This window comes from Pseudarthrobacter sp. NIBRBAC000502770, from assembly GCF_006517815.1.
GTDB lineage: Bacteria > Actinomycetota > Actinomycetes > Actinomycetales > Micrococcaceae > Arthrobacter > Arthrobacter niigatensis.
Genome location: NZ_CP041198.1, coordinates 3,632,051 through 3,653,594 on the forward strand (window position 1 = coordinate 3,632,051; position 21,544 = coordinate 3,653,594).

Annotated in this window: 20 protein-coding genes and 1 pseudogene; 10 read left to right on the plus strand and 11 right to left on the minus strand. The window is 66.0% G+C overall.

What is annotated here, in order from left to right; genetic code table 11:
* Positions 1 to 13: 13 nt before the first annotated feature.
* The 5 genes from NIBR502770_RS17265 to NIBR502770_RS17285 form a co-directional block, all read right to left on the minus strand.
* Positions 14 to 631 (minus strand): phosphatase PAP2 family protein, encoded by a 618-nt coding sequence (locus NIBR502770_RS17265; protein WP_141182766.1) that lies wholly within the window; start codon positions 629 to 631, stop codon positions 14 to 16.
* Positions 632 to 647: 16 nt separating this feature from the next.
* Entirely contained in the window at positions 648 to 2,105 is a 1,458-nt protein-coding gene (locus NIBR502770_RS17270) for a dihydrolipoamide acetyltransferase family protein (protein ID WP_141182767.1), read from the minus strand.
* Positions 2,106 to 2,112: 7 nt separating this feature from the next.
* The gene (locus tag NIBR502770_RS17275; RefSeq protein WP_141158932.1) at positions 2,113 to 3,093 is read right to left on the minus strand and encodes an alpha-ketoacid dehydrogenase subunit beta; all 981 of its coding nucleotides are present in this window, start codon (positions 3,091 to 3,093) and stop codon (positions 2,113 to 2,115) included.
* A complete protein-coding gene (gene pdhA, locus NIBR502770_RS17280; RefSeq protein WP_141158931.1) occupies positions 3,093 to 4,325 on the minus strand; it encodes a pyruvate dehydrogenase (acetyl-transferring) E1 component subunit alpha in 1,233 nt (410 codons plus the stop codon). Before pdhA ends, NIBR502770_RS17275 begins: the two co-directional genes overlap by 1 nt.
* Positions 4,326 to 4,474: 149 nt before the next feature.
* Entirely contained in the window at positions 4,475 to 5,593 is a 1,119-nt protein-coding gene (locus NIBR502770_RS17285) for a histidinol-phosphate transaminase (RefSeq protein WP_141182768.1), read from the minus strand.
* Between the two features lie 105 nt (positions 5,594 to 5,698).
* Here NIBR502770_RS17285 and NIBR502770_RS17290 point away from each other — a divergent pair, with 105 nt between their 5' ends.
* Both NIBR502770_RS17290 and NIBR502770_RS17295 read left to right on the plus strand, forming a co-directional pair.
* Positions 5,699 to 6,124: a phage holin family protein gene (locus NIBR502770_RS17290; protein WP_141158929.1), complete on the plus strand. Its 426-nt coding sequence runs from the start codon at positions 5,699 to 5,701 to the stop codon at positions 6,122 to 6,124.
* A gap of 216 nt (positions 6,125 to 6,340) precedes the next feature.
* On the plus strand, positions 6,341 to 7,240 hold the full coding sequence (locus NIBR502770_RS17295) for a hypothetical protein (protein ID WP_141182769.1): 900 nt from the start codon (positions 6,341 to 6,343) through the stop codon (positions 7,238 to 7,240).
* 27 nt (positions 7,241 to 7,267) lie between these two features.
* On the opposite strand, the gene NIBR502770_RS17300 is transcribed toward NIBR502770_RS17295, so the two are convergent.
* Positions 7,268 to 8,569, minus strand: coding sequence for a hypothetical protein (locus NIBR502770_RS17300; RefSeq protein WP_246857304.1), 1,302 nt, complete (start codon positions 8,567 to 8,569; stop codon positions 7,268 to 7,270).
* A 68-nt stretch (positions 8,570 to 8,637) separates the two neighbouring features.
* A complete protein-coding gene (locus NIBR502770_RS17305; RefSeq protein WP_141182771.1) occupies positions 8,638 to 8,928 on the minus strand; it encodes a hypothetical protein in 291 nt (96 codons plus the stop codon).
* A 178-nt stretch (positions 8,929 to 9,106) separates the two neighbouring features.
* Between NIBR502770_RS17305 and purB the strand changes: the two genes are divergently transcribed.
* Positions 9,107 to 10,549: an adenylosuccinate lyase gene (gene purB / locus NIBR502770_RS17310; protein ID WP_141182772.1), complete on the plus strand. Its 1,443-nt coding sequence runs from the start codon at positions 9,107 to 9,109 to the stop codon at positions 10,547 to 10,549.
* A 140-nt stretch (positions 10,550 to 10,689) separates the two neighbouring features.
* Positions 10,690 to 11,364 (plus strand): histidine phosphatase family protein, encoded by a 675-nt coding sequence (locus NIBR502770_RS17315; protein ID WP_141158924.1) that lies wholly within the window; start codon positions 10,690 to 10,692, stop codon positions 11,362 to 11,364.
* Here NIBR502770_RS17315 and NIBR502770_RS17320 read toward each other — a convergent pair.
* Both NIBR502770_RS17320 and NIBR502770_RS17330 read right to left on the minus strand, forming a co-directional pair.
* Positions 11,361 to 12,320, minus strand: a complete 960-nt coding sequence (locus tag NIBR502770_RS17320) for a serine/threonine-protein kinase (RefSeq protein WP_141182773.1) — start codon at positions 12,318 to 12,320, stop codon at positions 11,361 to 11,363. The genes NIBR502770_RS17315 and NIBR502770_RS17320 overlap by 4 nt on opposite strands.
* Positions 12,321 to 12,710: 390 nt before the next feature.
* A complete protein-coding gene (locus NIBR502770_RS17330; RefSeq protein WP_141182774.1) occupies positions 12,711 to 13,223 on the minus strand; it encodes a MarR family winged helix-turn-helix transcriptional regulator in 513 nt (170 codons plus the stop codon).
* Positions 13,224 to 13,377: 154 nt separating this feature from the next.
* On the opposite strand from NIBR502770_RS17330, the gene NIBR502770_RS17335 reads away from it, so the two are divergent.
* The 5 genes and pseudogenes from NIBR502770_RS17335 to NIBR502770_RS17355 all read left to right on the plus strand — a co-directional run bounded on the left by NIBR502770_RS17335 (position 13,378) and on the right by NIBR502770_RS17355 (position 18,561).
* The gene (locus tag NIBR502770_RS17335; protein WP_141158920.1) at positions 13,378 to 13,881 is read left to right on the plus strand and encodes a GNAT family N-acetyltransferase; all 504 of its coding nucleotides are present in this window, start codon (positions 13,378 to 13,380) and stop codon (positions 13,879 to 13,881) included.
* A gap of 67 nt (positions 13,882 to 13,948) precedes the next feature.
* Entirely contained in the window at positions 13,949 to 14,383 is a 435-nt protein-coding gene (locus NIBR502770_RS17340; RefSeq protein ID WP_141158919.1) for an acyl-CoA thioesterase, read from the plus strand.
* A 170-nt stretch (positions 14,384 to 14,553) separates the two neighbouring features.
* The gene (locus tag NIBR502770_RS17345) at positions 14,554 to 15,630 is read left to right on the plus strand and encodes an extracellular solute-binding protein (protein ID WP_141182775.1); all 1,077 of its coding nucleotides are present in this window, start codon (positions 14,554 to 14,556) and stop codon (positions 15,628 to 15,630) included.
* Positions 15,631 to 15,677: 47 nt separating this feature from the next.
* Positions 15,678 to 16,742: an ABC transporter ATP-binding protein gene (locus NIBR502770_RS17350; RefSeq protein WP_141182776.1), complete on the plus strand. Its 1,065-nt coding sequence runs from the start codon at positions 15,678 to 15,680 to the stop codon at positions 16,740 to 16,742.
* Positions 16,739 to 18,561 (plus strand): annotated as a pseudogene (locus NIBR502770_RS17355) (ABC transporter permease). The gene NIBR502770_RS17350 and the pseudogene NIBR502770_RS17355 overlap by 4 nt, the downstream one beginning before the upstream one ends.
* Here NIBR502770_RS17355 and NIBR502770_RS17360 read toward each other — a convergent pair.
* Positions 18,562 to 19,617, minus strand: a complete 1,056-nt coding sequence (locus NIBR502770_RS17360; protein WP_141182777.1) for an FAD-dependent monooxygenase — start codon at positions 19,615 to 19,617, stop codon at positions 18,562 to 18,564.
* A gap of 57 nt (positions 19,618 to 19,674) precedes the next feature.
* Here NIBR502770_RS17360 and NIBR502770_RS17365 point away from each other — a divergent pair, with 57 nt between their 5' ends.
* On the plus strand, positions 19,675 to 20,214 hold the full coding sequence (locus tag NIBR502770_RS17365; RefSeq protein ID WP_141182778.1) for a TetR/AcrR family transcriptional regulator: 540 nt from the start codon (positions 19,675 to 19,677) through the stop codon (positions 20,212 to 20,214).
* 40 nt (positions 20,215 to 20,254) lie between these two features.
* Here the strand turns inward: NIBR502770_RS17365 and NIBR502770_RS17370 are convergent, their stop codons facing one another.
* Complete coding sequence (locus NIBR502770_RS17370; RefSeq protein WP_141182779.1) at positions 20,255 to 21,442, minus strand: 4-hydroxybenzoate 3-monooxygenase; 1,188 nt, start codon at positions 21,440 to 21,442, stop codon at positions 20,255 to 20,257.
* Positions 21,443 to 21,544 lie beyond the last annotated feature (102 nt).

The following is a 21,544-nucleotide window of genomic DNA, read 5'->3' on the forward strand; positions in this document are numbered from 1 at the left end:
GCCGCGCAGAAGGTCAGCCCACCAGCCAACCCTGCAGCAGCCACCAGATCCCGGCCATCACCAGGCCGCCGAAGAGCGATCCCGCCACCACCTGTGCCAGGGAATGGGCCCGCAGCACCACCCGCGACCAGCTGACCGCCGGGACCAGGAGCAGCAGCGGTGACCACGCAGCGCCGAGCATCAGCACCGATACGACGGCCGCGCAGGACACGGCAGCGGCGTGGCCGCTCATCTTCCAGAACGGGCTGACCACGGCCAGGACCGCCACGCCGCCCACTACCGCCAGCACCATCGCAACGACGCTTTGGGGCGCATCCAAGGCGCCCAGCACCAGCAGCCCCAGAACGATGCAGCCCAGCGCCATCAGCAGCACGGGTGCACGCTGCTTCCGGTCGCTGACGTGGTGGTCCGTGACTTTGCCCAGCCTGACCAGGACTAGCAGCACCACCAGCGGAAGCACGCACACGAAGAGGGCCGCCAGCGCGCCGTAGCCGATGGTTCCCGGGAATCCCGGCTGGGCCAGTGGGCTGACCAGCAGCTGCAGGGAAACCACCACCGGCGGCTGGAAGACCTCCGTCAGCCATTTGGCTGTGCGGTTCCTGGCCCGGATCGTCCCGTTGCCTGCTGCCATGTCCTGGGCCGGTGCCCTAGTCCAGGAGGAGCGCGGGCTCCTCCAGGATGGCTGCGACGTCGGCCATGAAGCGGGCGGAAAGGTCACCATCGACCACGCGGTGGTCGAAGGATCCGCCCAGGGTGGTGATCCAGCGGGGAATCACCTCTCCGTCCAGGACCCACGGCTTCTGCTTGATGGTTCCGAAGGCAACAATGGCCACCTCCCCCGGATTGATGATCGGCGTACCGGTGTCGATGCCCAGGGCCCCGATGTTGGTGATGGTCAGCGTCCCGCCCTGCATCTGCGCCGGCTGCGTCTTCCCGGCCCTGGCCGTGGTGGCAAGGTCGTTCAGCGCCAGGGCCAGCTCCTTCAAGGACAGGTCCTGCGCATTCTTGATGTTGGGCACCATGAGGCCGCGCGGAGTGGCCGCGGCAATGCCCAGGTTCATGAAGTGCTTGACCTGGATCTCGGCGCTGCCGTCTTCGTTGTCCACCCAGGCTGCGTTCACGCTGGGATTCCTTGCGGCGGCCCAGATGACGGCCTTGGCCAGGATGAGCAGCGGCGAGACCTTGATTCCCTCGAAGTCCCGGGAGGCCTTGAGCCGCTTGACGAATTCCATGGTGCGGCTCGCGTCGACGTCCACGAAGATGCTGACGTGCGGTGCCGCGAAGGCAGATTCCACCATCGCCTTGGCCGTGGCCTTCCGGACGCCCTTGACCGGAATGCTCTCCACGCGCTGGTCCTGCGGCTTTCCGGCCGCGCCCCAGAAGCCGTCCGCCTTGTCCAGTTCGGCGTCGCGCTGCGCCTGGTAGCTGACCAGGTCTTCGCGGGTCACCTCGCCGCGCGAACCCGTTGCGACGACGTCGGCGAGGTCGATGCCAAGGTCGCGCGCAATTTTGCGGACCGGGGGCTTGGCCAGTACCCGGTTGACAAGGCCCGTGATGGTGCCGCCGAGGGTCGGCCTGGTGTCGACGGCGGAAGGTGCGCCGGCGGAAACTTCGGCCGGCGTGCGGGGCTGGACCGGTTCGACCTCGGGGGCGTTCACTGTCATGGCGGCTGACGGTGCGGTCTTCCGGGGCCGGCGCTTGACGGCATCGGCCTTCGGCCCGGAACCCACCAGGGGTGCGGTGGAGGTCTCCCCCGCCTCCCCTGCGTCTGCGGGCAGCGTGCCGTAGAGCGGCTGGGTGGAGGCACCGGAAGCGACGGTGGCCTGGGGTGCGCGGACGTCGGCGGGGGTGGGGTCGCCGGAGACTTCGTCGCTGACACTGATGATGGCGGTCCCGACGTCGACCGTCACCCCTTCCTCCACCAGCAGTTCGGTGACGGTGCCGGCGAACGGGGACGGCAGTTCCACGATCGACTTAGCGGTTTCGATCTCGCAGATGACGTCGTTGATGGCCACGGTGTCGCCGGGCTTGACCTTCCAGGAGACGATTTCCGCCTCCGTGAGGCCCTCGCCGACGTCGGGCAGGTTGAACTTATTAAGGGTCATGGTGTCCTCAGTAGGAGAGAGCGCGGTCCAGCGCCTCGAGGATGCGGTCGATGTCCGGAAGGTAGTCTTCCTCCACCTTGGCAACGGGGTAGGGCATGTGGAAGCCGCCGACGCGGATCACCGGCGCCTCGAGGGAGTGGAATGCCCGCTCGCTGATCCGGGCGGCGATTTCGCCTCCGATTCCGCCGAATGTGGGGGCCTCGTGGGTCACGATCAGCCGGCCGGTTTTTTGGACGGAGGCGGTGACGGTGTCGAAGTCGATGGGGGAAATGGACCGGAGGTCGATGACCTCGAGGCTCCGGCCGTCCTCCTCCGCTGCGTTGGCGGCCGCCAATGCCACGGGAACCAGGGGTCCGTAAGCCACCACGGTGGCGTCGGTACCCTCGCGAAGAACGTGGGCCTTGAACGGATCCTCCGACGGCCCGGGCGCCTCGACGTCGACCTCCCCTTTGAGCCAGTAGCGGCGCTTGGGTTCGAAAACGATGACGGGGTCCTGGCACTCCACGGCCTGCTGGATCATCCAGTAGGCGTCATGCGGGTTGGACGGGGTGATGATGCGCAGGCCGGCCGTATGGGCGAACAGGGCCTCCGGGGATTCGGAGTGGTGCTCAATGGAGCCGATGCCGCCGCCGTAGGGGATGCGGATGACCACGGGGACGGTGAGGTTGCCGTTGCTGCGTGAGTGGATTTTGGCCAGCTGGGTGGTGATCTGGTTGAAGCCGGGGAAGACGAACCCGTCGAACTGGATCTCGCAGACCGGGCTGTACCCCCTCAGCGCCAGGCCGATGGCGGTGCCGATGATTCCGGACTCGGCCAGCGGGGTGTCCACCACGCGGTCCGGGCCGAACTCGCCGATCAGTCCGTCAGTGACGCGGTAGACGCCGCCTAGGGGTCCGATGTCCTCGCCCATCAGCAACGACTTGGGGTTGGCGGCCAGGGTGGCGCGGAGGCCTTCGTTGATGGCCTTCGCGATGGTCATGGTGGTCATCAGTGGCCTGCCTTTGCTGCGTGCCCGGCGGATTCTTCCCCGCCGGCGAATCCTGCGCTGTATTCCTCGAACCACGCCAGTTCCTCGGCCACCAGCGGGTGGGCCTCCCTGTAGACGCTGGCGAAGGCCTGCCGGATGTCCGGGTTCTGAAGATCGTGGGCGGTGCGCCTGACATAAGCGGCCAGGTCGTCACCGTCGGCCTTCACCTTGGCGAAATAGGCGTCATCTGCCAGGCCTTCGGCGCGCAGGTACTTCTCCAGCCGGGCCAGCGGATCCTTGGCCCGCCAGGCATCCTCCTCCTCGGACTGCCGGTACTTGGTGGGATCGTCCGCCGTGGTGTGCGCCCCCACCCGGTACGTGAAGGCCTCAATGAGGACTGGCCCCTTGCCCTGGCGGGCATGCTCCAGCGCCCACTCGGTGACGGCGTGGACCGCGATCACGTCGTTGCCGTCCACCCGTATGCCGGGGAAGCCGTATCCCTTGGCACGGTTCGAGAGCGGAACGCGGGTCTGGACGTTGGTGGGCACGGAGATGGCCCAGTGGTTGTTCTGGCAGAAGAACACCACGGGGGCCTTGTAGGAGGAGGCAAACACCATGGACTCGTGGACGTCGCCTTCCGAGCTGGCGCCGTCGCCGAAGTACGCGATGACGGCGGCGTCAGGCTCCCTGCCGGCGGTATTGGAGGCGGCGGCGAGCTTCTGGTCCCGCTGGATCCCCATGGCGTATCCCACGGCGTGAAGGGTCTGCGCCGCCAGGACCAGGGTGTATAGGTGGAAATTGGTGTCCTTGGGGTTCCATCCGCCGTTGGAGACTCCGCGGAACTGGCGCAGGAGTTCGGCAAGGTCCACGTTCCGGGTAAGCGCCACGCCGTGTTCCCGGTAAGTGGGGAAGATGTAGTCCTGCGGCTGGCTGGCCCGGCCTGAACCGATCTGCGCCGCTTCCTGGCCTGTCAGCGGCACCCACAGGGCCAGCTGGCCCTGGCGCTGGAGGGCGGTCGCTTCGACGTCGAACCGCCGGATCGCGGCCATGTCGGCGTACAGGCCCCGCAGGTCGCCGGCGGTGAGCTTGTCCGCGTAGGCGCTGTAGACGGGATCGGTACCCAGCTTCCCGTCAGGACCGAGAAGCTGAACCATTTGTGCCGCGGGCTCGCCCATGACGGCTTCAGCATCGGCTTCCCGCTGGTCGTCTACCGCTGTTCCGTCGAACTCGGTGGAAGGCAGATGAGTGCCCATACCGTCTCCTTGCTTGCCGCATCCGGATGCAATGCAATGTCGCTGGGATATATGCCGCGCACGGAATACATTCCCGGCATGGCATATATATTGGCTTACTGATCCTAACTTTATCTTCGGTAAGTAGCCGGAGGGCTACTTGTTAAGTGCTAGGAAGTTGCAGGCGCCTTTGTATAGTCGGCACACAATTGGAGGAACCGCGTGTTGGCCTCAGGCTCCCCGATGCTGACCCTCACGCCTTCTCCGGCGAAGGCCCGCACCGAGAGAGCCCGCGTCCCCGCCAGCTCTGCGAAGGCGGCACTTTCGGCGCCAAGCGCGAGCCAGACGAAGTTGCCCTGGGCGTCAGGGACGCTCCAGCCGAGGTCCTTGAGGCCGTTGACCACCCGGTCCCTCTCGTCAACGAGTTTTTGTACCCTTTCCACAACCTGGCCAAAATTTGCCAGGGAGACAACCGCTGCCTGCTCGGCAATTTGGGAGACAGCGAATGGAGTCGCGGCCACCCTCAAATACTGCGTCAGCCCGGGATGGGAGACGCTGTAGCCCACACGGAGCCCTGCCAGGCCGTGCGCCTTGGAGAAGGTCCGGAGCACCACCACATTGGGATATTTCCGGTACAGCGCGATTCCGTCCACGGCGCCTTCCGCCCTGACAAACTCCTGGTACGCCTCATCGATCACCACCACCACGTCAGGCGGAACGGACCGGATGAAGGCTTCGGTTTCGGCCGCGTCCAGGGCCGGGCCGGTGGGGTTGTTGGGCGTGCAGAGAAGGATGACTTTGGTGCGGGCACTTACGGCCGCCGCCATGGCTGCGAGGTCGTGCCGGCCGTCGGCCGTGACGGGAACCTGGACACTTTCGGCGCCTGCCAGGCCAACGCTGATGGGGTAAGCCTCAAAAGAGCGCCACGCATAGATGACCTCGTCCGCTTTCCCGTCCTCGTTCTGGCCGGCAAAGGCGGCCAGGATCTGGTTCAGCGCGCCAAGGCTTCCTGCTCCGGTCACAATGTCGTCGGCGGGCACACCGAGGAATTCCGCAAGGGCAGCGCGAAGCTTGCTGCTCAGGGGATCCGGATACCGGTTGAAGTCGGACTGGTTGGCGATGGCTTCCAGCACTGCCGGGATCGGCGGTAACGGGTTTTCATTGGAGGACAGCTTGAAGCTGGCCAGACCGCTGACCGCGGCCGGCGGTTTTCCTGCCGCGTAGCGGGGCAGCCGGTCCAGCACCGGGCGCGGCGCAATTCCGCCCTCCCGGGTCTCAGGTGAAGTCATGGCCTCTAGCCTACGTCCCGCTCCCGCGAGGACCCGGGGTATGCGGGGCACAAATTCCTTGCCGTTCACCAGGTTCCCATGGGAACGGTATGGAAGCATGGGGGCATGGGTTCCTTCATCCTTCGGGTCGTCGTTAACGCCGCTGCGCTCTGGGTGGCCAGCTGGATCCTGCCGGGCATGGATATCTCGAGCACGGCGGCATCCGACGCCGTCGCCAGAACCGGGATTTCACAGGACACCGAGACCATTGGGATTGTCCTTGCCTACCTGTTCATCGGCCTCATCTTCGGCGTCGTCAATGCCTTTGTTCGGCCGCTTGTGCGCCTCCTCGCGCTGCCCATCACCATCCTGACGCTTGGCCTGTTCGCCATCGTCATCAACGCGGCCATGCTGTACCTGACGGCCTGGATCAGCAGCTATACGCCAGTGCACCTCACCATAGATTCCTTCTTCTGGACGGCGCTGCTCGCCGCCATCATCATCTCGCTGGTGTCCCTGGTGGCGGGGCTCCTGCCGGGAGGCCGGCGCTGACCCGGACCGCCTCCGACGTGAAGAAGCCCCCACGGTGCCTTGCCGCCAAGTAGCAGGGCGGCCGGCGGGCAGGTACCCATCAGGTGCCATTCCCAGAATCAGCAGCACAAACTCCAGTACCAGCCACCCATGACCCCTGCGCTGGCGGCCGCCTAGGCTGCAATTCAGGCCAGGCACGGCCCGTCGCTGTCGGTTCCGGAACATTGGGGTCAAGGTATGAAGTCCATCAGGATATGTCTCGCTGCCTGCCTGCTCCTGGCATGGCAAGCCGGCCCGGCACGTGCGGAATCCGGCACCGCACCGCACGGCCCCGCGGGGTTGGGCAACGACATCTCCTGGCCGCAATGCGGCGCTGATCTTCCTGCGCCCCCGCCCTTCGCGATCGTCGGGGTGAACGGCGGGCGTCCCGACACCGCCAACCCTTGCCTGGCCGCCCAACTGGCGTGGGCGGATCAAAGTGCGGAGGCGGCAGGCGGCACCCCGGCTGCAGTGTATGTGAACACTGCCGCGACCGGGCCCGCGGACTCGTTATGGTGGCCGGCCGGGAACACTTACGGGGAAACCGCTGTCAGCAATCCATATGGTTTGTGCGACGGCAACGCGTCCCCGGCCTGCGCCTACGTGCACGGCTACGCCATGGCCGCCACGTCAGCCGGCATCCTGGCGGCAGCCGGGCAGGACATACACCGCATGTGGTGGCTGGATGTTGAGTTTGGAAACACCTGGCTGTGGGACAAGGCAGCCAATGCAGCCGAACTGGAAGGCATGACGGCCTACCTGCAGGGGGCCGGGGTGGAAGTGGGGATCTATTCAACCGGATATCAGTTCAACGAGATTGCGGGCGACGTCAGTCCCGGCAGCAACCTCTACAAACTCCAGAACTGGCTTGCGGGCCCCGACTCGGCAGAGTCGGCAGAAGAGTATTGCGGCGCTCCGCCGTTGACGCCGGGCGGAACTGTCACCACAACGCAGTTCACGGAAAACGACCTCGACTACAACTACCGGTGCCCTGCCGCCGTCCCGGCACCTGCCCCACAGCCGGCTGCCCCCGCCCCGCAACCCGAACAGTTGCGCTCCAGCCGGTACATGGAATTGCACGCCGCCCCAATCTCCTGACGCCTGCCGCGCGTGCGGAGAAACTCCCTAGCGGGCTCCCGGTTGTGGCCGCCCGGAAAAGGGATCCCTGCGGTCCTTGGGGACGGTGGGCGGAGTCCTGGACAGGGAGAATCGCGTAGCCGTGACGGCCCCGCCTGCGCCCAGGACAGCACCCAGCGCCGCGGTGGACTGGACCAGTGAGGGATCTTTGCTGGCGCCAACCAGGCTTGCCGCCTCTCCATAACCGCTGAGTCGGTGGCCTGGCCCCAGCCCCGCGCTTTCCCCCTCTGGAGTGGTTACCGGATTTGTCAGAGTGACCGTTACCCTGTCTCGGGTGTCGGGGTTTGGTGCTCCGTCTGCGCCCGGAACCCAGTCTGCTTCATGCTCCAGGTGCAGCGAACTGACCCCCACTCCAGGTGTAATTCCGGCAACCGGCGATCCAGCGGTAAGCACGTAGCGGACATCGTAGGTGCGGAGGACTTCGGGATCGGCAGCAAGGTTCATGGCATGGATGCCGCCCTGGCTGTACCCCACCGCTACCAGCGGAGCTCCCCGCTTTGCCCCGGCCGCCTCAAGTGCCTCAAGGATTGCCTGGTTGACTTCCGAGGAACTGTAGAACATTCCCTCGCCGATGCCTGCTTCATCGAAGGGGTTGTCGCCCCCTGCCTGGATTCCTGCCGCTTGAGTGCCGGGAATGACCACGACATAAGCTGTTTCCCCTCCTTTTGGCACCTCAAGGACTTCGATGAACCCGGGTCCCCGTGCCTCAATCTGCCGTATCCGCTCCAACAGGCCGGCCGGCGAAGCCTCCAGGTCCACTGCCATATTCTCTTCGCGCTGCACATCAATGTGCCTTGGCCTGAGGCCCGATGCAATGCCAAATACGGCGTCCCGGACCCAGGGGTTTTGTCCAATGTTGGTTTTCATTGCCGAGGCCTGCGCGCCCAGTTGGCTCACCAGCCATTCCATAGTCTTTCCGTCGGCAGCCTTGGAAGTCAGGATCACGATGGCCGAGTGCAGGAGATCCTGATGGCTGCGGTACCCGAAATACTGGCTTGTTTTTGCGTGCTCTTCAGCCTTCTCGTAGTCCCGGATGCAGGTGCGGACCTCGGCACTGATCCGTTGCATCTCTGCCCGGACCGTCCGCAGCGCCCATGCACTGTCGCGCACGCTCGCCACGTAGCCCGCGCCGGACCAGGCTGGCTGGTGGTCCGCCCGGCAAAGCTCGTCCAGGATGCGGCCGGATTCCTCTTCGGCCCACAACAGATCCTGTGCGAGCCCGTCGAGTTTCTCCGCGCCGGCCATGAGTTCCTCAAGCTGCACGCTGAACCCCGAGACGCCTCCGCTCACGGTGATACTGCCGTTCCGGGACGGGCCATACAGCCCAATGTCGCCCTCCCCCCGTGGAGCCGCGGTGCTCATCCTGGCCAGCCGGACGTGGCGATTGGCACCCCGGTGTCTTCCTGGGCCCGCCGTGCTACCGCGAGCCGCGCCTCCTGCAGACGGTCGAGGGCGCGGCGCAGGCTGGAGGCCTGGAGAGTGACAGCATCCCGGTAAGCGCGCCCGGCCGGAGATTGCCAGTCGAGCAGCTGAATGTCATGGAATCCGCCAAGTACCTGTTCGACCTTGGCGCTGCAGGTTTCAAGGCGGCCCGCGACCGACATCAGCGTGGCATCCAGCTGCTGCCGGCTGTCCCAGCTCCCGTCCATCGGACCGTCCCCCTGCTTTCCGACCCAGCCTCCCCGGCCGGATAATCCGTCCCAACCCTGCTGCTCCCAACGCTAGGCACGCGGCCCCGCCCCCGTAAGCGCCGCCGTCGGCTATGTGGACAAGTAACGTGGACGACCACGCTTAAGGCGGCCCCGGACTTCATGAAAGAATCAGCACATGCCTGAAACTGCCGCCACAGCTGATACCCGTACGCCCTCAGGACGCCTGGCCCTCGCCGCGTCATCGGAAAAGATCGCGCTTGGACCCCTGGACGGCCGTTACCAGTCCGCCGTCGCGCCCCTCGTTGACTACCTGTCCGAGGCCGCCCTGAACCGGGACCGCGTGGCGGTCGAAGTGGAATGGCTCATCCACCTGACCAGCAACAACGTCCTTCCCGGCGCCGGTCCCCTGAGCCCGGAGCAGCAGGACCAGCTCCGAGCCATCGTCACTGAATTCGACGCCGCGTCCGTCGCCGAACTGGCTGAAATCGAAGCCGTGACCGTGCACGATGTGAAGGCCGTGGAGTACTACATCGGCCGCCGCCTCCCCGCCATCGGCATCGAAAACCTGACCGCCATGGTCCACTTCGGCTGCACCTCCGAGGACATCAACAACCTGTCCTACGCCCTCGGCGTGAAGGGTGCCGTGGAGGACGTGTGGCTCCCCGCTGCCCGCAAGCTCGTGGCGCAAATCAGCACCATGGCGGAGGAGAACCGCGCAGTTCCCATGCTGTCCCGCACCCACGGGCAGCCGGCCACCCCCACCACCCTGGGCAAGGAACTGGCCGTCATCGCGCACCGCCTGACCCGCCAGCTGGACCGGATCGCCAAGACCGAATACCTGGGCAAGATCAACGGGGCCACCGGCACCTACGCCGCCCACGTGGCCTCCGTCCCCGGCGCCGACTGGCAGCAGGTTTCCGAATCCTTCGTGGAGGGGCTGGGCCTTACCTGGAACCCGCTCACCACGCAGATCGAAAGCCACGACTGGCAGGCTGAGCTCTACGCCGACGTTGCCCGCTTCAACCGCATCCTGCACAACGTCTGCACCGACATCTGGAGCTACATCTCCATCGGCTACTTTGCCCAGATCCCGGTGGCCGGTGCCACGGGTTCCTCCACCATGCCGCACAAGGTCAACCCCATCCGCTTCGAAAACGCCGAGGCAAACCTGGAGATCTCCTCCGGACTGCTCGATGTCCTGGGCTCCACCCTGGTGACCTCCCGCTGGCAGCGCGACCTCACCGATTCCTCCAGCCAGCGCAACATCGGCGTCGCATTCGGGCACTCCCTCCTGGCCATCTCCAACGTTGCCAAGGGCCTGGAGCGCCTGGATGTCGCCGAAGACGTCCTGGCAGCGGACCTGGACACCAACTGGGAGGTCCTGGGCGAGGCCATCCAGATGGTCATGCGCGCCGAGGCGATTGCCGGCGTCGAGGGCATGGAAAACCCCTACGAGCGCCTCAAGGACCTCACCCGCGGCCAGCGCGTGGACGCTGCGCGCATGCAGGAGTTCGTGCAGGGCCTGGGCCTCTCCCCCGAGGCTGAGGCCCGCCTCCTGGCCCTCACGCCCGGCAAATACACGGGTATCGCGGACCAGCTGGTGGACCACCTGAAGTAAGCCCCGCAAGGCAGGAACGTACGACGACGGCGCCGGGCCCGGGAGGGTCCGGCGCCTTTCGTTTGTCCAGGCAGGGCGTGCCTCCCGGGCCCGGATGCAGGCGTTTCGGCAGCACTGCGGCGGGATGGGAAACTGGAGTCATGAAGTTGCTCCTGATCCGCCACGGCGAAACCCCGGGAAATGTGCTGGGCCAGCTGGACACCGACCACCCGGGACCGGGCCTCACCGAACTGGGCGAACGGCAGGCAGAGGCGATGGCGCGGTCCCTGGTCAACGAACCCATCGGCGCCCTGTACGCGTCAACCTTGATCCGCACCCAGATCACCGCGGCACCCCTGGGCAGGCTCCGGGGCCTGGAAACCACGGTGCTGGAGGGGCTGCACGAGATCGAGGCGGGAGCACTGGAGAAGCTCACGGACCACGAGTCGCATAAGCGGTACATGGGAACGGTCATTTCCTGGGCTGCAGGTGAACTGGACAACCGCATGCCCGCAGGACCCGACGGCCACGCGTTCTTCGACCGGTTCGACGCCGCCATCGCCAGGGTGGTCGACAGGGCATCCGGGCAGCACAACACAGTGGCAGTGGTGAGCCATGGTGCGGCCATCAGGACCTGGGCCGGGCTCCGGGCCGACGGCATCGACCACGAATTCGCCGCCAGGCACGTGCTGGCCAATACCGGCATTGTGGCGCTGGAGGGTGACCCGGACACCGGCTGGAAGCTGATCCACTGGGAAGGCAGCCCGGTGGGCGGCCTCGCCCTGGCGGACCCCGCCGCCGGGGACCCGACGGGCCGGGACGCAGCCGCCCCCTAGGCCTGCTGCCGGTGGCGCCGGTGGGGCAGCGCCCGCGCGGCGGGACATGGGCCCACGTCCGCCCGGCTGCGCACGGCCGGTATGCCGCGGCGGGCTGACGGGACCCCGGGAATCAGCTGCGCTGCCATCACCGCGGCATCTGCCGCCGTCGGCCGTTCCCCGGGGTCCATGGCCGTCAGGGACCGCAGCAGGGGGACCCAGCCCCCGAGGTACTCCGGGACGTCGGGGGACCGAAGGGTCCGGGCCACCAGGGATTCAATGGCGGTGCCCGGAAAGGCCTTGTTGCCGGTGAGGAGCTCCAGCAGGACAAGCCCCGTGGAGTACACGTCCCAGGACGGCGCAACGGTGCCGCCGGATGCCTGCTCGGGACTCATATAGTGCACTGTCCCGGACGAAATTCCGGGCTCGGGCGCCGAACCGGTGGCGGCGGCAATGCCGAAATCGATGATCCGGACTGGACTTCTCCGCAGGCCGCTGAGCATCAGGTTCGCGGGTTTGACGTCGCGGTGCACCAGCCCGCCGGCATGCAGGTGGGCGAGTGCACCGAAGAGGCCCCGGGCCCACAGTGCCACATCACCGGACCCAGGGGGGTCCGCGCGGATGACCTCGGCAAGGCTGGCGCCCAGGGCCAGTTCCTCCACGAGGTACGGGCGCCCGGCACGGGAACCGCTGCCTGCCACCACGCCCTGGTCCACCAGGCTCACGATGGATGGATGGCTGAAGCGGGCCAGGACGGCAGCCTCATTCCGGATCCGCTGGTGCTGCTTCCGGCCGCCGGCCGTCGCGATCTTCACCGCAACGTCCGGGCCGCCCTCCAGGTCCACCGCGCGAAATACTTCGGCCGCGGATCCCCGGCCAAGGCGTTCCCTCAACTGGTACCGGCCGGCAAGGGGCGCCGCCCCGCTGTTCAGCAACGAATGCGGCGGCGCCGCAGCTGCCGTCCCGTTGGCGCTCATGCGGAGAGGTCAGCGGAACGACGTGCCACGCGGGGTCCGGCGCTACAGGCGTCAAGCTGGAACCCGCAGGCGCAACGCCACACGGGCGGAAGCTCGCTGTCCCCGGGGGCAGTTGGGGCAAAGGTGTAGCTGGCACGCTGCCACCCAAGTGCCGGCGTCACCAGCTGCATCGGCGTACCGCAGTGGACGGCGGTGTGTCCCGGCGGCGCTGTGGTGCCGTCCAGGGTGGACCGCGTCAGGTCCGTGCGGGCATCCGGAATGGTCACGCCCATGGCGGGTTTACGCGGTGAAACTTCGGTGTAAGAGACCAACACACTCACGACTCCGTTGGGAAGCAACTTCGGGAACAATCGTAAGCTTACATATAACTAGGTGAACTAGCTAGTCAGGCTAGTGAACTTTTAATTCTTCTTCCCGGAGCTGAAGTGAATCGGTCATGCGCTGCAGGAAATCGACCACGATCCGCGCCTCTTCGGCGCTCAGGCCTTCCGCAACTGCCATCATGCGGCGGTGCATCGCGCCGAGCGTCTCCCGGACCTCCTTGTCCGACTCCACGGTGGGAACCACCACCACCGAACGGCGGTCGGAAGGGTGCGCCTCGCGGCGAACGTGCCCACTGGCCACCAGGCGGTCGATGAGCGATGTGGTGGAAGCGCTAGTAATATTGAGGAACCGGCTAAGGTCCTTGGGGACAACCTGCTTCCCCGATGCCTGGACCCGCAGCAGGTACCGCAGGGCGAGGATGTCCGTTTCGCCCATGCCCATGGAGTCCCTGGTGCTTCGGCGAATCTCGGTTTCGGCCGCGCGGTAGTCGCGCAGGGCCTTCAGCACCGCCGCACTGTAGTCCAGTTGCCCGTCAGGTCCGTACCAGTAGCCGGATCCCTCGTTGCCCATAGAAACCATGACATCATTTTAGACCAACTGGTAACTAGACTGCCAAGTAATCTACTTTATGGTCGCTTGGGGGGTTATCCGGGTGCTAACCCCTTGGAAACACCTGCGTAACTCGCCCCACCTAGCCTTGTCAGGCATACCCCTCCGGCGAATCGAGGCAGATATGCAGACCAACCCCAGGCTCAACATTCGGCAGGTCTCCTGGTCCAACCCCGTGGGCGCGGACCTTCGCCGCGCGCAGCAGGCAGAACTCGACGCCCGCTTCGGCCGGCCCGACCATGAGCCTGGGCCGCCGCCGTCGGGCGCTGACTGCGCCGTCTTCCTGGTGGCGTACGACAAAGGCTCGGGGCAACCGGTGGGTTGCGGCGGGCTCCGGCTCCTGGACGGAACGACGGCCGAAATCAAGCGGCTCTACGTGCTGCCGTACACCCGTGGCTCCGGGGTGGCCAGCTCCATCCTCGCGGCCCTGGAGGCGGAGGCCTTCAGCCAGGGCATAACCAGGATCAAGGCCGAGGCCGGGTCGGCACAACCGGACGGCCGGAACTTCTACGAAAATTCAGGTTTCGAGCCGATCCCGAACTTTGGGCCCTACACGGGCGTGGAGCACTCGTACTGCTATGCCAAACGCATCAACGCCCACAGCGCCGCCCAGACGGCCATGGCCTAGCGTCCGGCCGACCCGGGAAGCCGTCACACTGGGACTGTGGCGGGCGGCATCAGCTAACCTCGGCCGTATGGAAGCAGCAGACATCACCTTCCGGACCCGCAAATGGGTCCGGCCGGAGGACCTCAACGCCAACGGAACCCTTTTCGGCGGCAGCCTGCTGAAGTGGATCGACGAAGAAGCCGCCATCTACGCCATCCTCCAATTGGGGAACGGCCGCGCGGTCACCAAGTACATCTCTGAAATCAACTTTGTCAGCTCCGCGGTCCAGGGTGACCTCATCGAGATGGGCCTGACGGCAACCCGGTTCGGCCGGACCTCACTGACCATGCGCGCCGAGGTCCGCAACATGATCACCAGGCAGAGCATCCTCACCATCGAGGAGATCGTCTTCGTGAACCTGGGCCGGGACGGAAAGCCGGAACCGCACGGCTACACGGAGATCACCTACGACCGGGACCGAATCCCCACCCACCACCTCGGCGGAACCCCCGACCAGGACTGAAACGTTTCCCGCCGGTTCACGCCGGGGGCCCCAGCCGTTTTCCCGACAGGTCCAAAGTGAGAAGCCGGGCTGTTTATCGAATCGATAGCTATAACAGCCCGGTTTTTGTCATGCCCGGCTATAGGCTGTGCGGACATGCTCTGATTCCAGTCCAGAAATGAGTCCTGATCGTGCGTAAATTGCAGACTTTGGTTGCCGCCGCCGTTGCCGCCACCCTCCTCGCCGGTTGCGGCGGGGGCTCCACCCCGCCGGCCTCCACCGGTGAAGCCTCCGGAGCTTCCGCGGGAGCGTCGGGGGACACCTTGGTGATCTACACCAACTCCAACGGGGAGGGCCGGGGCGACTGGTTGGCCGCCAAGGCGGCCGAGGCTGGATTCAAGATCGAGATCGTGGGGGCCGGAGGCGCCGATGCCACCAACAAGCTCATTGCCGAGAAGAACAACCCCATCGCCGACGTCGCGTTCGGCCTGAACAACATGTACTTCTCCCAGGTCAAGAACGAGGGCGCGCTGGAGGCGTACCAGCCCGCGTGGGCGGGCGAGGTGGACAAGGGCCTGGGCGACGGGGAGACGTACTGGCCCCTGGTGAAGCAGGCCATCCTTCTGGGCTACAACTCGGACAAGATCTCCAAGGACGCCGCACCGAAGGACTGGACGGACCTGTGGTCCAAGGACGAGTTCAAGAGCCGCTATGAGCGGGTCACCGGCCTGGGCACCGCAACGGCGCAGCTGGTTTTCGCCGGCATCCTTTCGCGTTACCGGGATGACTCGGGCGATCTTGGGATTTCCGACGACGGGTGGAAGCAGGTTGAGCAGTACTTCAAGAACGGCAGCCCCGCAGTGGCCAAGACCGACCTGTTTGCCCGCATCGCGTCCGGCGAGGTGGACATGGGCCAGATGCCGTCCTCGATCATTGCCGACCGCGAAAAGTCCTTCAAAGTGAACGTGGACACGGTCATTCCCTCCGTGGGGGTCCCGCTTGCCGTGGAGCAGATAGCCCTGGTGAAAGGCACCAAGAAAAAGGAGCAGGCGCAGAAGTTCATCGACTGGTTCGGCAGCGCGGACGTGCAGGGCGAGTTCGCCCAGAAGTTCAATTCCATGCCCGTCAACAAAAGCGCCCAGGCGAAAGCCAACCCGGAGGTGGTGGACTTTTTCGCCGGCCTGAAGCAGCAGGACATCGACTGGAACTTCGTTCAGAAGAACATGGGCGCCTGGGTGGAGAAGATCGAACTCGAATACATGACGTAGCCCGTCCTGCCAGCCGCCGTTTCCGCGTTCCATCAGACAGGGTTGCCATGATCCGCTTGGAAGACATCGAAGTTACTTTTGGCGATTTCACCGCCATTCCGCACTTGGACCTGCATGTCCAGCCGGGTGAGTTTTTCACCCTCCTGGGGCCCTCCGGCTGTGGGAAGACGACGGCGCTGCGCACCCTGGCCGGCTTCATCCAGCCGGCCAGGGGGACGGTCCGGGTGGACGGGAAGGACGTGACCCGCCTTCCGAGCGACAAGCGTCAGGTGGGCATGGTGTTCCAGAACTATGCCCTGTTCCCGAGCATGAGCGTATGGGAGAACATCGCCTTCGGGCTCCGGGTCCGGAAGGAAAAACCTGCCGACAGCGACCGCCTTGTGCGGGACATTGCGCGGCGCGTGGACCTCAGCGACGAGCAGCTGGCCAAGAACGTGGCCGAGCTGTCCGGCGGCCAGCAGCAGCGCGTGGCCGTGGCCCGCGCCCTGGTGCTGCGGCCCAAGATCCTGCTGCTGGACGAGCCGCTGTCCAACCTCGATGCCAAGCTCCGCCACCAGTTGCGCCAGCAGCTCAAGGACCTGCAGAGCGAGTTCGGCATCACCACCGTGTACGTCACCCACGACCAGGACGAGGCCCTTGCCATGAGTGACCGGGTGGCGGTCTTCAACAAGGGGGTGGTTGAACAGGTTGGGACGCCCCAGGACATCTACGACCATGCTGCTACGGAGTTTGTCTGCAACTTCATCGGTGACAGCTCAGCCCTGACGCCGGACTTCGTGGCGGAGGTCAACCGGCTCTCCGGGGCCGGCCTCAGTACGGATGCCAGGTCCTACCTGCGCGTTGAAAAAGCCTCCCTGGACCGGCCCTCGGACGGAGGGACCGCCGTCGGGCTTCCCGCCACCGTGGTTTCCCGGACGTACCACGGCCTGCACAGCCGCTATGTGGTCCGCAGCCATGGCGCGGACATCCGCCTCCTGGTCCGTGAAGACGGCGCCGCCCACCCTGGGGCCGGCACGGCCACGACGGTCTACGTCCAGCCCGGGCATGTCCTCCAGTACCATCCGGGAACCGGCGCCGCACTGGCACAGGACCCGGCGGTTGCCCTGAAATGAGCGTCAACAGCCCGGTGCGCAGCATGGCCCGCTCCCCGTTCGTCCTGGTGGTGGGGGTCATCCTCACCTGGTTCATCGCCGCATTCCTGGTGTGGCCCAACGTCAACATCCTGATCGCCACCTTCTTCCCCGACGGCAGCTTTTCGGGCCGCGCCGCGGAGAAGCTGTTTTCCTCCCAGCGGGCCATGAAGGCACTGGGCAACAGCTTCCTGCTGGCCGTGGCGCTGTCCGTCACCGTGAACCTGGTGGGCGTCTTCATCGTCCTGGTAACGCATTACTTTCGGATCCGCGGCTCGAGGATCCTGTTCCTCGGCTACGCGTCCACGTTCATCTATGGCGGCATCGTGCTGGCGGCGGGGTACAAATTCATCTACGGGGACAGGGGCATTGTCACGTCGCTGCTGGTCCGGATTTTTCCCGGAATGGACCCCGGCTGGTTTTCCGGGTTCTTGGCCGTGCTGGCAGTCATGACCTTTGCCACCACCACTAACCACATGCTGTTCGTTGCCAACGCCCTCAAAGGCATCGACTACCAGACCATCGAGGCCGCGCGGAACCTTGGTGCCTCCACATGGACCATCCTGCGCCGCATCGTCCTGCCGATGCTTAAACCCACGCTGTTCGCTGTCACCATCCTGTCCTTCCTCACCGGCCTGGGCGCCCTCAGCGCCCCACAGGTGCTGGGCGGCCGCGAGTTCCAGACCATCACACCGATGATCCTGACCTTCACCAACAGCCCCACTTCGCGCGACCTGGCCGCGCTGCTGGCCGTGATCCTTGGCCTGGCCACCATGGTGATGCTCGCAGTGATGTCCCGGCTGGAGAAGGGCGGCACCTACTTTTCGGTGTCAAAGGTGTCCTCCGAGCTGCAGAAGCAGGACATTGCCCACCCCGTGGCCAACGTGGCCGTGCACGCCGTGGCCTATCTCCTTTTTGCCGTCTACACGCTGCCCGTGGTGCTGATCGTGCTTTATTCATTTGCCGATGGCGCAGCCATCCAGACCGGACAGCTCTCGCTTTCCAACCTGACCCTCGACAACTATGTCCGCGTCCTCACGCAGCAATCCGGGCTCCGGCCGTTCATCGTCAGTGTGGTGTACAGCGCCCTGGCTGCGGTCATCGCCGTCGGCGGCCTGCTCTTTGTGGCCCGGCTGCTGCAAAAGTACAAAAACTGGCTGTCCTCAACATTTGAATACCTGCTGCACATTCCGTGGATCCTGCCGTCGGCACTGCTGGCCCTGGGCCTGATTGTCAGCTACGACCATCCCAATCCCCTGGTGGGGGCGCCGTCCTCACCGGGACAACGGTGATCCTGCTCATCGCCTTCGTCACGGTGAAGATCCCGTTCACGCTCCGGATGCTCAAGGCGTCCTTTGCGGCAGTGAACTCTTCCCTGGAGGAGGCCGCCGCCATCATGGGCGCCAAGACGCTGTATGTCTTCCGCCGGATCCTCCTGCCGCTGGTACTTCCGGCAGCTGCAGCCATCACGGCCCTGAACTTCAACAGCCTGCTGGACGACTACGACACCGCGATCTTCCTGGCCCATCCGCTGGTGCAGCCGCTGGGCCTGGTGATCAAAGCCAACACCGACGGGGCAGAAGGCACGGAGGGGATCGCGAACACTTTCGTTTACACGGTGCTCCTCATGGTGATCACCGGCGTGACGATGTATCTGGTGTACGGCAGGTCCGGGCGGCGGAAGGGCAGGAAGCGGCTGCCCGCAGCGCCGGCCGGCCAGCAGGCCTCCGGCGCCGGACTTTCCGGCGCACAGGCACCGGGTGAGGACGACGCCACGCGCCCGGCCGCCGCCGTCCGTTGACTACCGCCCCGAACCGCTGCCGACGGCGGTCCGTGTGTTCCGCCGCCGGGCCAGGTTGAGCAGGCGGTCACGCAGCGGCTGGGCACGGTCTGCCAGCGCGACACGTCCGAGCGCCGAGGAGGCCACGCTCACGGCGCGGGTGCGGAGTCTCCGCTGCCGGTTGTAGGCACGCAGTGCTTGGTCTTCGGGAAGCGTGTTAAGCAGGTCTGCCAGTGTCACCGCGTCCACCAGGGATTCGCACGCACCGCGGCCAAGGGTGGGCAGCATGCCGTGCGCGGCATCGCCGATAAGCACCGTCCGGCCCGTGACGTAGGAGCGCAGGCGTGGAACCGTCCACAGGCGCTGGGCCAGGCATTCCTCCGGCGTGGCTGCTGCCAGGGTTCGACGGATGGCAGGTGCATGGCCGGCAAAGCGTGCCCGAGCCTGTTCCAGGGCCAATGGAACATCGATTCCATAGGGGCCCAGTCCGGACCGGTAGCTGGCGTACCAAAAGGACCCGCCCCGGGCGGCGGCCATGCCGAACAGGTCGCCGCGGCCCCAGTACTCGCCCACCTCGTCCGGGGCGACCGGCGTCGGGAGGGTACCGCGGAGGGCGAGGTAGGGCGTGAGCCGGGCCTCCGTGGCGCTGCCCCATCCCGCACGGCGAACCATGCTGTGGACACCGTCGGCGCCCACTACCAGGCTGCCGTCCGCGGGGACCGACTGCACGGTGTCGGTGACGCGGAGGACGGTGGCGGGCACGGCGCCATCCAGCAGCCGGATCAGGTCGATCCGGGAGATGCCGAACATCTCCCCCGCCTCGACGGTGAACCACGGTTCACCCTGTGCATTGCGGACCGACCCGCTGCCCAGCACCGGGCTGACGGCCCGAGCCTGGTCCAGGATCCCCAACCGGGCCAGGGCGCGTTGGGCGTTAGGCCACATCCCGAGGGCGTTGCCGACGGTGGGCAGTTCCGGCCGTTTCTCGTACACCGCCACGTGGAAGCGGCTGGGGTCCAGGGCTGCTGCCAGGGCCAGGCCGGCGATGCCGCCGCCAACGATCGTGATCGTTTCCATGCCTACCAGTTTACTACTTTTGTAGTGGCCGGGAAGGGGTCCACTTACACTGGATCCATGCCGGACCGACGCACCCTATTGCTCGACGCCGCCCTGGCCGTAGTGGCGGACAAGGGCATGAAGGGCCTCACCCACCGGGCCGTGGACACCGCCGCGGGCCTGTCGGAAGGCACTACGTCCAACTACTACCGCAACCGCGCTGCCCTGGTTGACGCCGTACTGGACCGCCTGCTTGAACTGGACGCCGCGCTCCTCCGGGAGCAGGGACCTGCTGGTCCGCCGAAGGATGCGGGTGAACTGGCAAGCCAGCTCGCCTCCATGGTGGTAATGCTTGCCGGCCGGCATGCCGGCCTGACCCGGGCCCGGCTGGCACTTTCCCTGGACAAACCGGAGTCCGTAACGGCGGGCCACTTCCAGCTGGTGGGCGGCCTGGAACATGCGCTGGCCGCGCTGGGTGTCCCGGATTCGCAGGCCCGGGCCCGGGACGTGGCCGACTACGGCGACGGGGTGCTGCTTCACCTGCTCACCGTCAGGCGGGACGAGCAGCCCGACGCTGCCGCCATCGCGGCCGCCGTCCGGCGGCTGGTGGGCAATTGAACGCTGCCCGGCCGGCCGCCGTCGTACGTTCCCGGCATCTTTAGGCCGAAGCTGGCCAGCCCGTGTACGCCTCAGCCAGGTAGGCCTTGCCGTGGCGGGAGGAGACCACGGAGTTCAGTTCGCCGAGCTGGCGGGCACGGGAGAAATCGTCCGCGTCGGCAGGGGTGTGCAGCATGGTGGTCATCCAGTACGAGAACTGCTGGGCCTTCCACACCCGGTCCAAGGCACGGTCGCTGTAGGTCTCGAGGAGCCGGTCCGAACCGGAGTTGTAGTGGCTGTCCAGCCCCTCGAAAAGGAACTTGACGTCATTGATGGCCAGGTTCAGGCCCTTGGCACCGGTAGGCGGCACGGTGTGCGCAGCATCCCCGGCCAGGAACAGGTTGCCGTGGCGCATGGGAGTGTGGACGAAGCTGCGGAAGGGCAGCACCATTTTTTCCAGGACAGGGCCTTCCTTGAGCTCGAAGCCGTTGCCGTTGACACGGCTCCGGAATTCGGCCCAGATCCTCTCGTCGTCCCATTCCGCCACGTTCTCCTTGGGGTCGCATTGGAAATACATCCGCTGGACTGTCTCCGTACGCTGGCTGATCAGGGCGAATCCGTTGGCCGAGTTGGCGTAGATCAGTTCATCGGAGCTGCGCGGGGCCTCGGCCAGGATGCCGAACCAGGCGAAGGGGTACTCGTGGAAGTACCACTTGCGGTGGGCTTCCGGGATCTGGAACCGGCAGTGGCTGCGGGAGCCGTCGGCACCCACCAGGAAATCCGCCTGGATCTCGAACTCAACGCCTTCGGAGTCGGTAAACCGGACTTTCGGGCTGCCTTCCAGGTCGTGGACAGTGGTGTCGGTGACGCTGTAGCGGACGTCGCCGCCGTCGTCCTTCCTCCGCGCGGCGAGGTCCAGGAAGACGTCCGTCTGCGGGTACAGCCAGACGGACTCGCCCACGAGGTCCTTGAAGTCGATGCGGTGGCTCTCGCCGTTGAACCGCAGTTCGATGCCATCGTGCCGGTCGCCCTCGCGCAGCACCCGGTCGGAGACGCCGCTGTCCACCAGCAGGTTGACGGTTCCGTGCTCCAGGATGCCGGCACGGACAGTGTGGGAGATTTCCTCGTGGCTGCGGATCTCGACCACCGTGGACTCGATGCCGGCCTTGGCCAGCAAATGGGAGAGCATCAAGCCCGCCGGGCCGCCTCCCATGATGGCTACCTGGGTGGTAATGACTTTTCGTGCCATGGCTGCGTCTCGCTTCGTTGCGGGCCCGGGAGGGGCGGATGGATGCCTGGCTTTCAGTGTGCAGCAGGGCGGGTGACCGGCGTTACAGGAATTCCGTTCAAC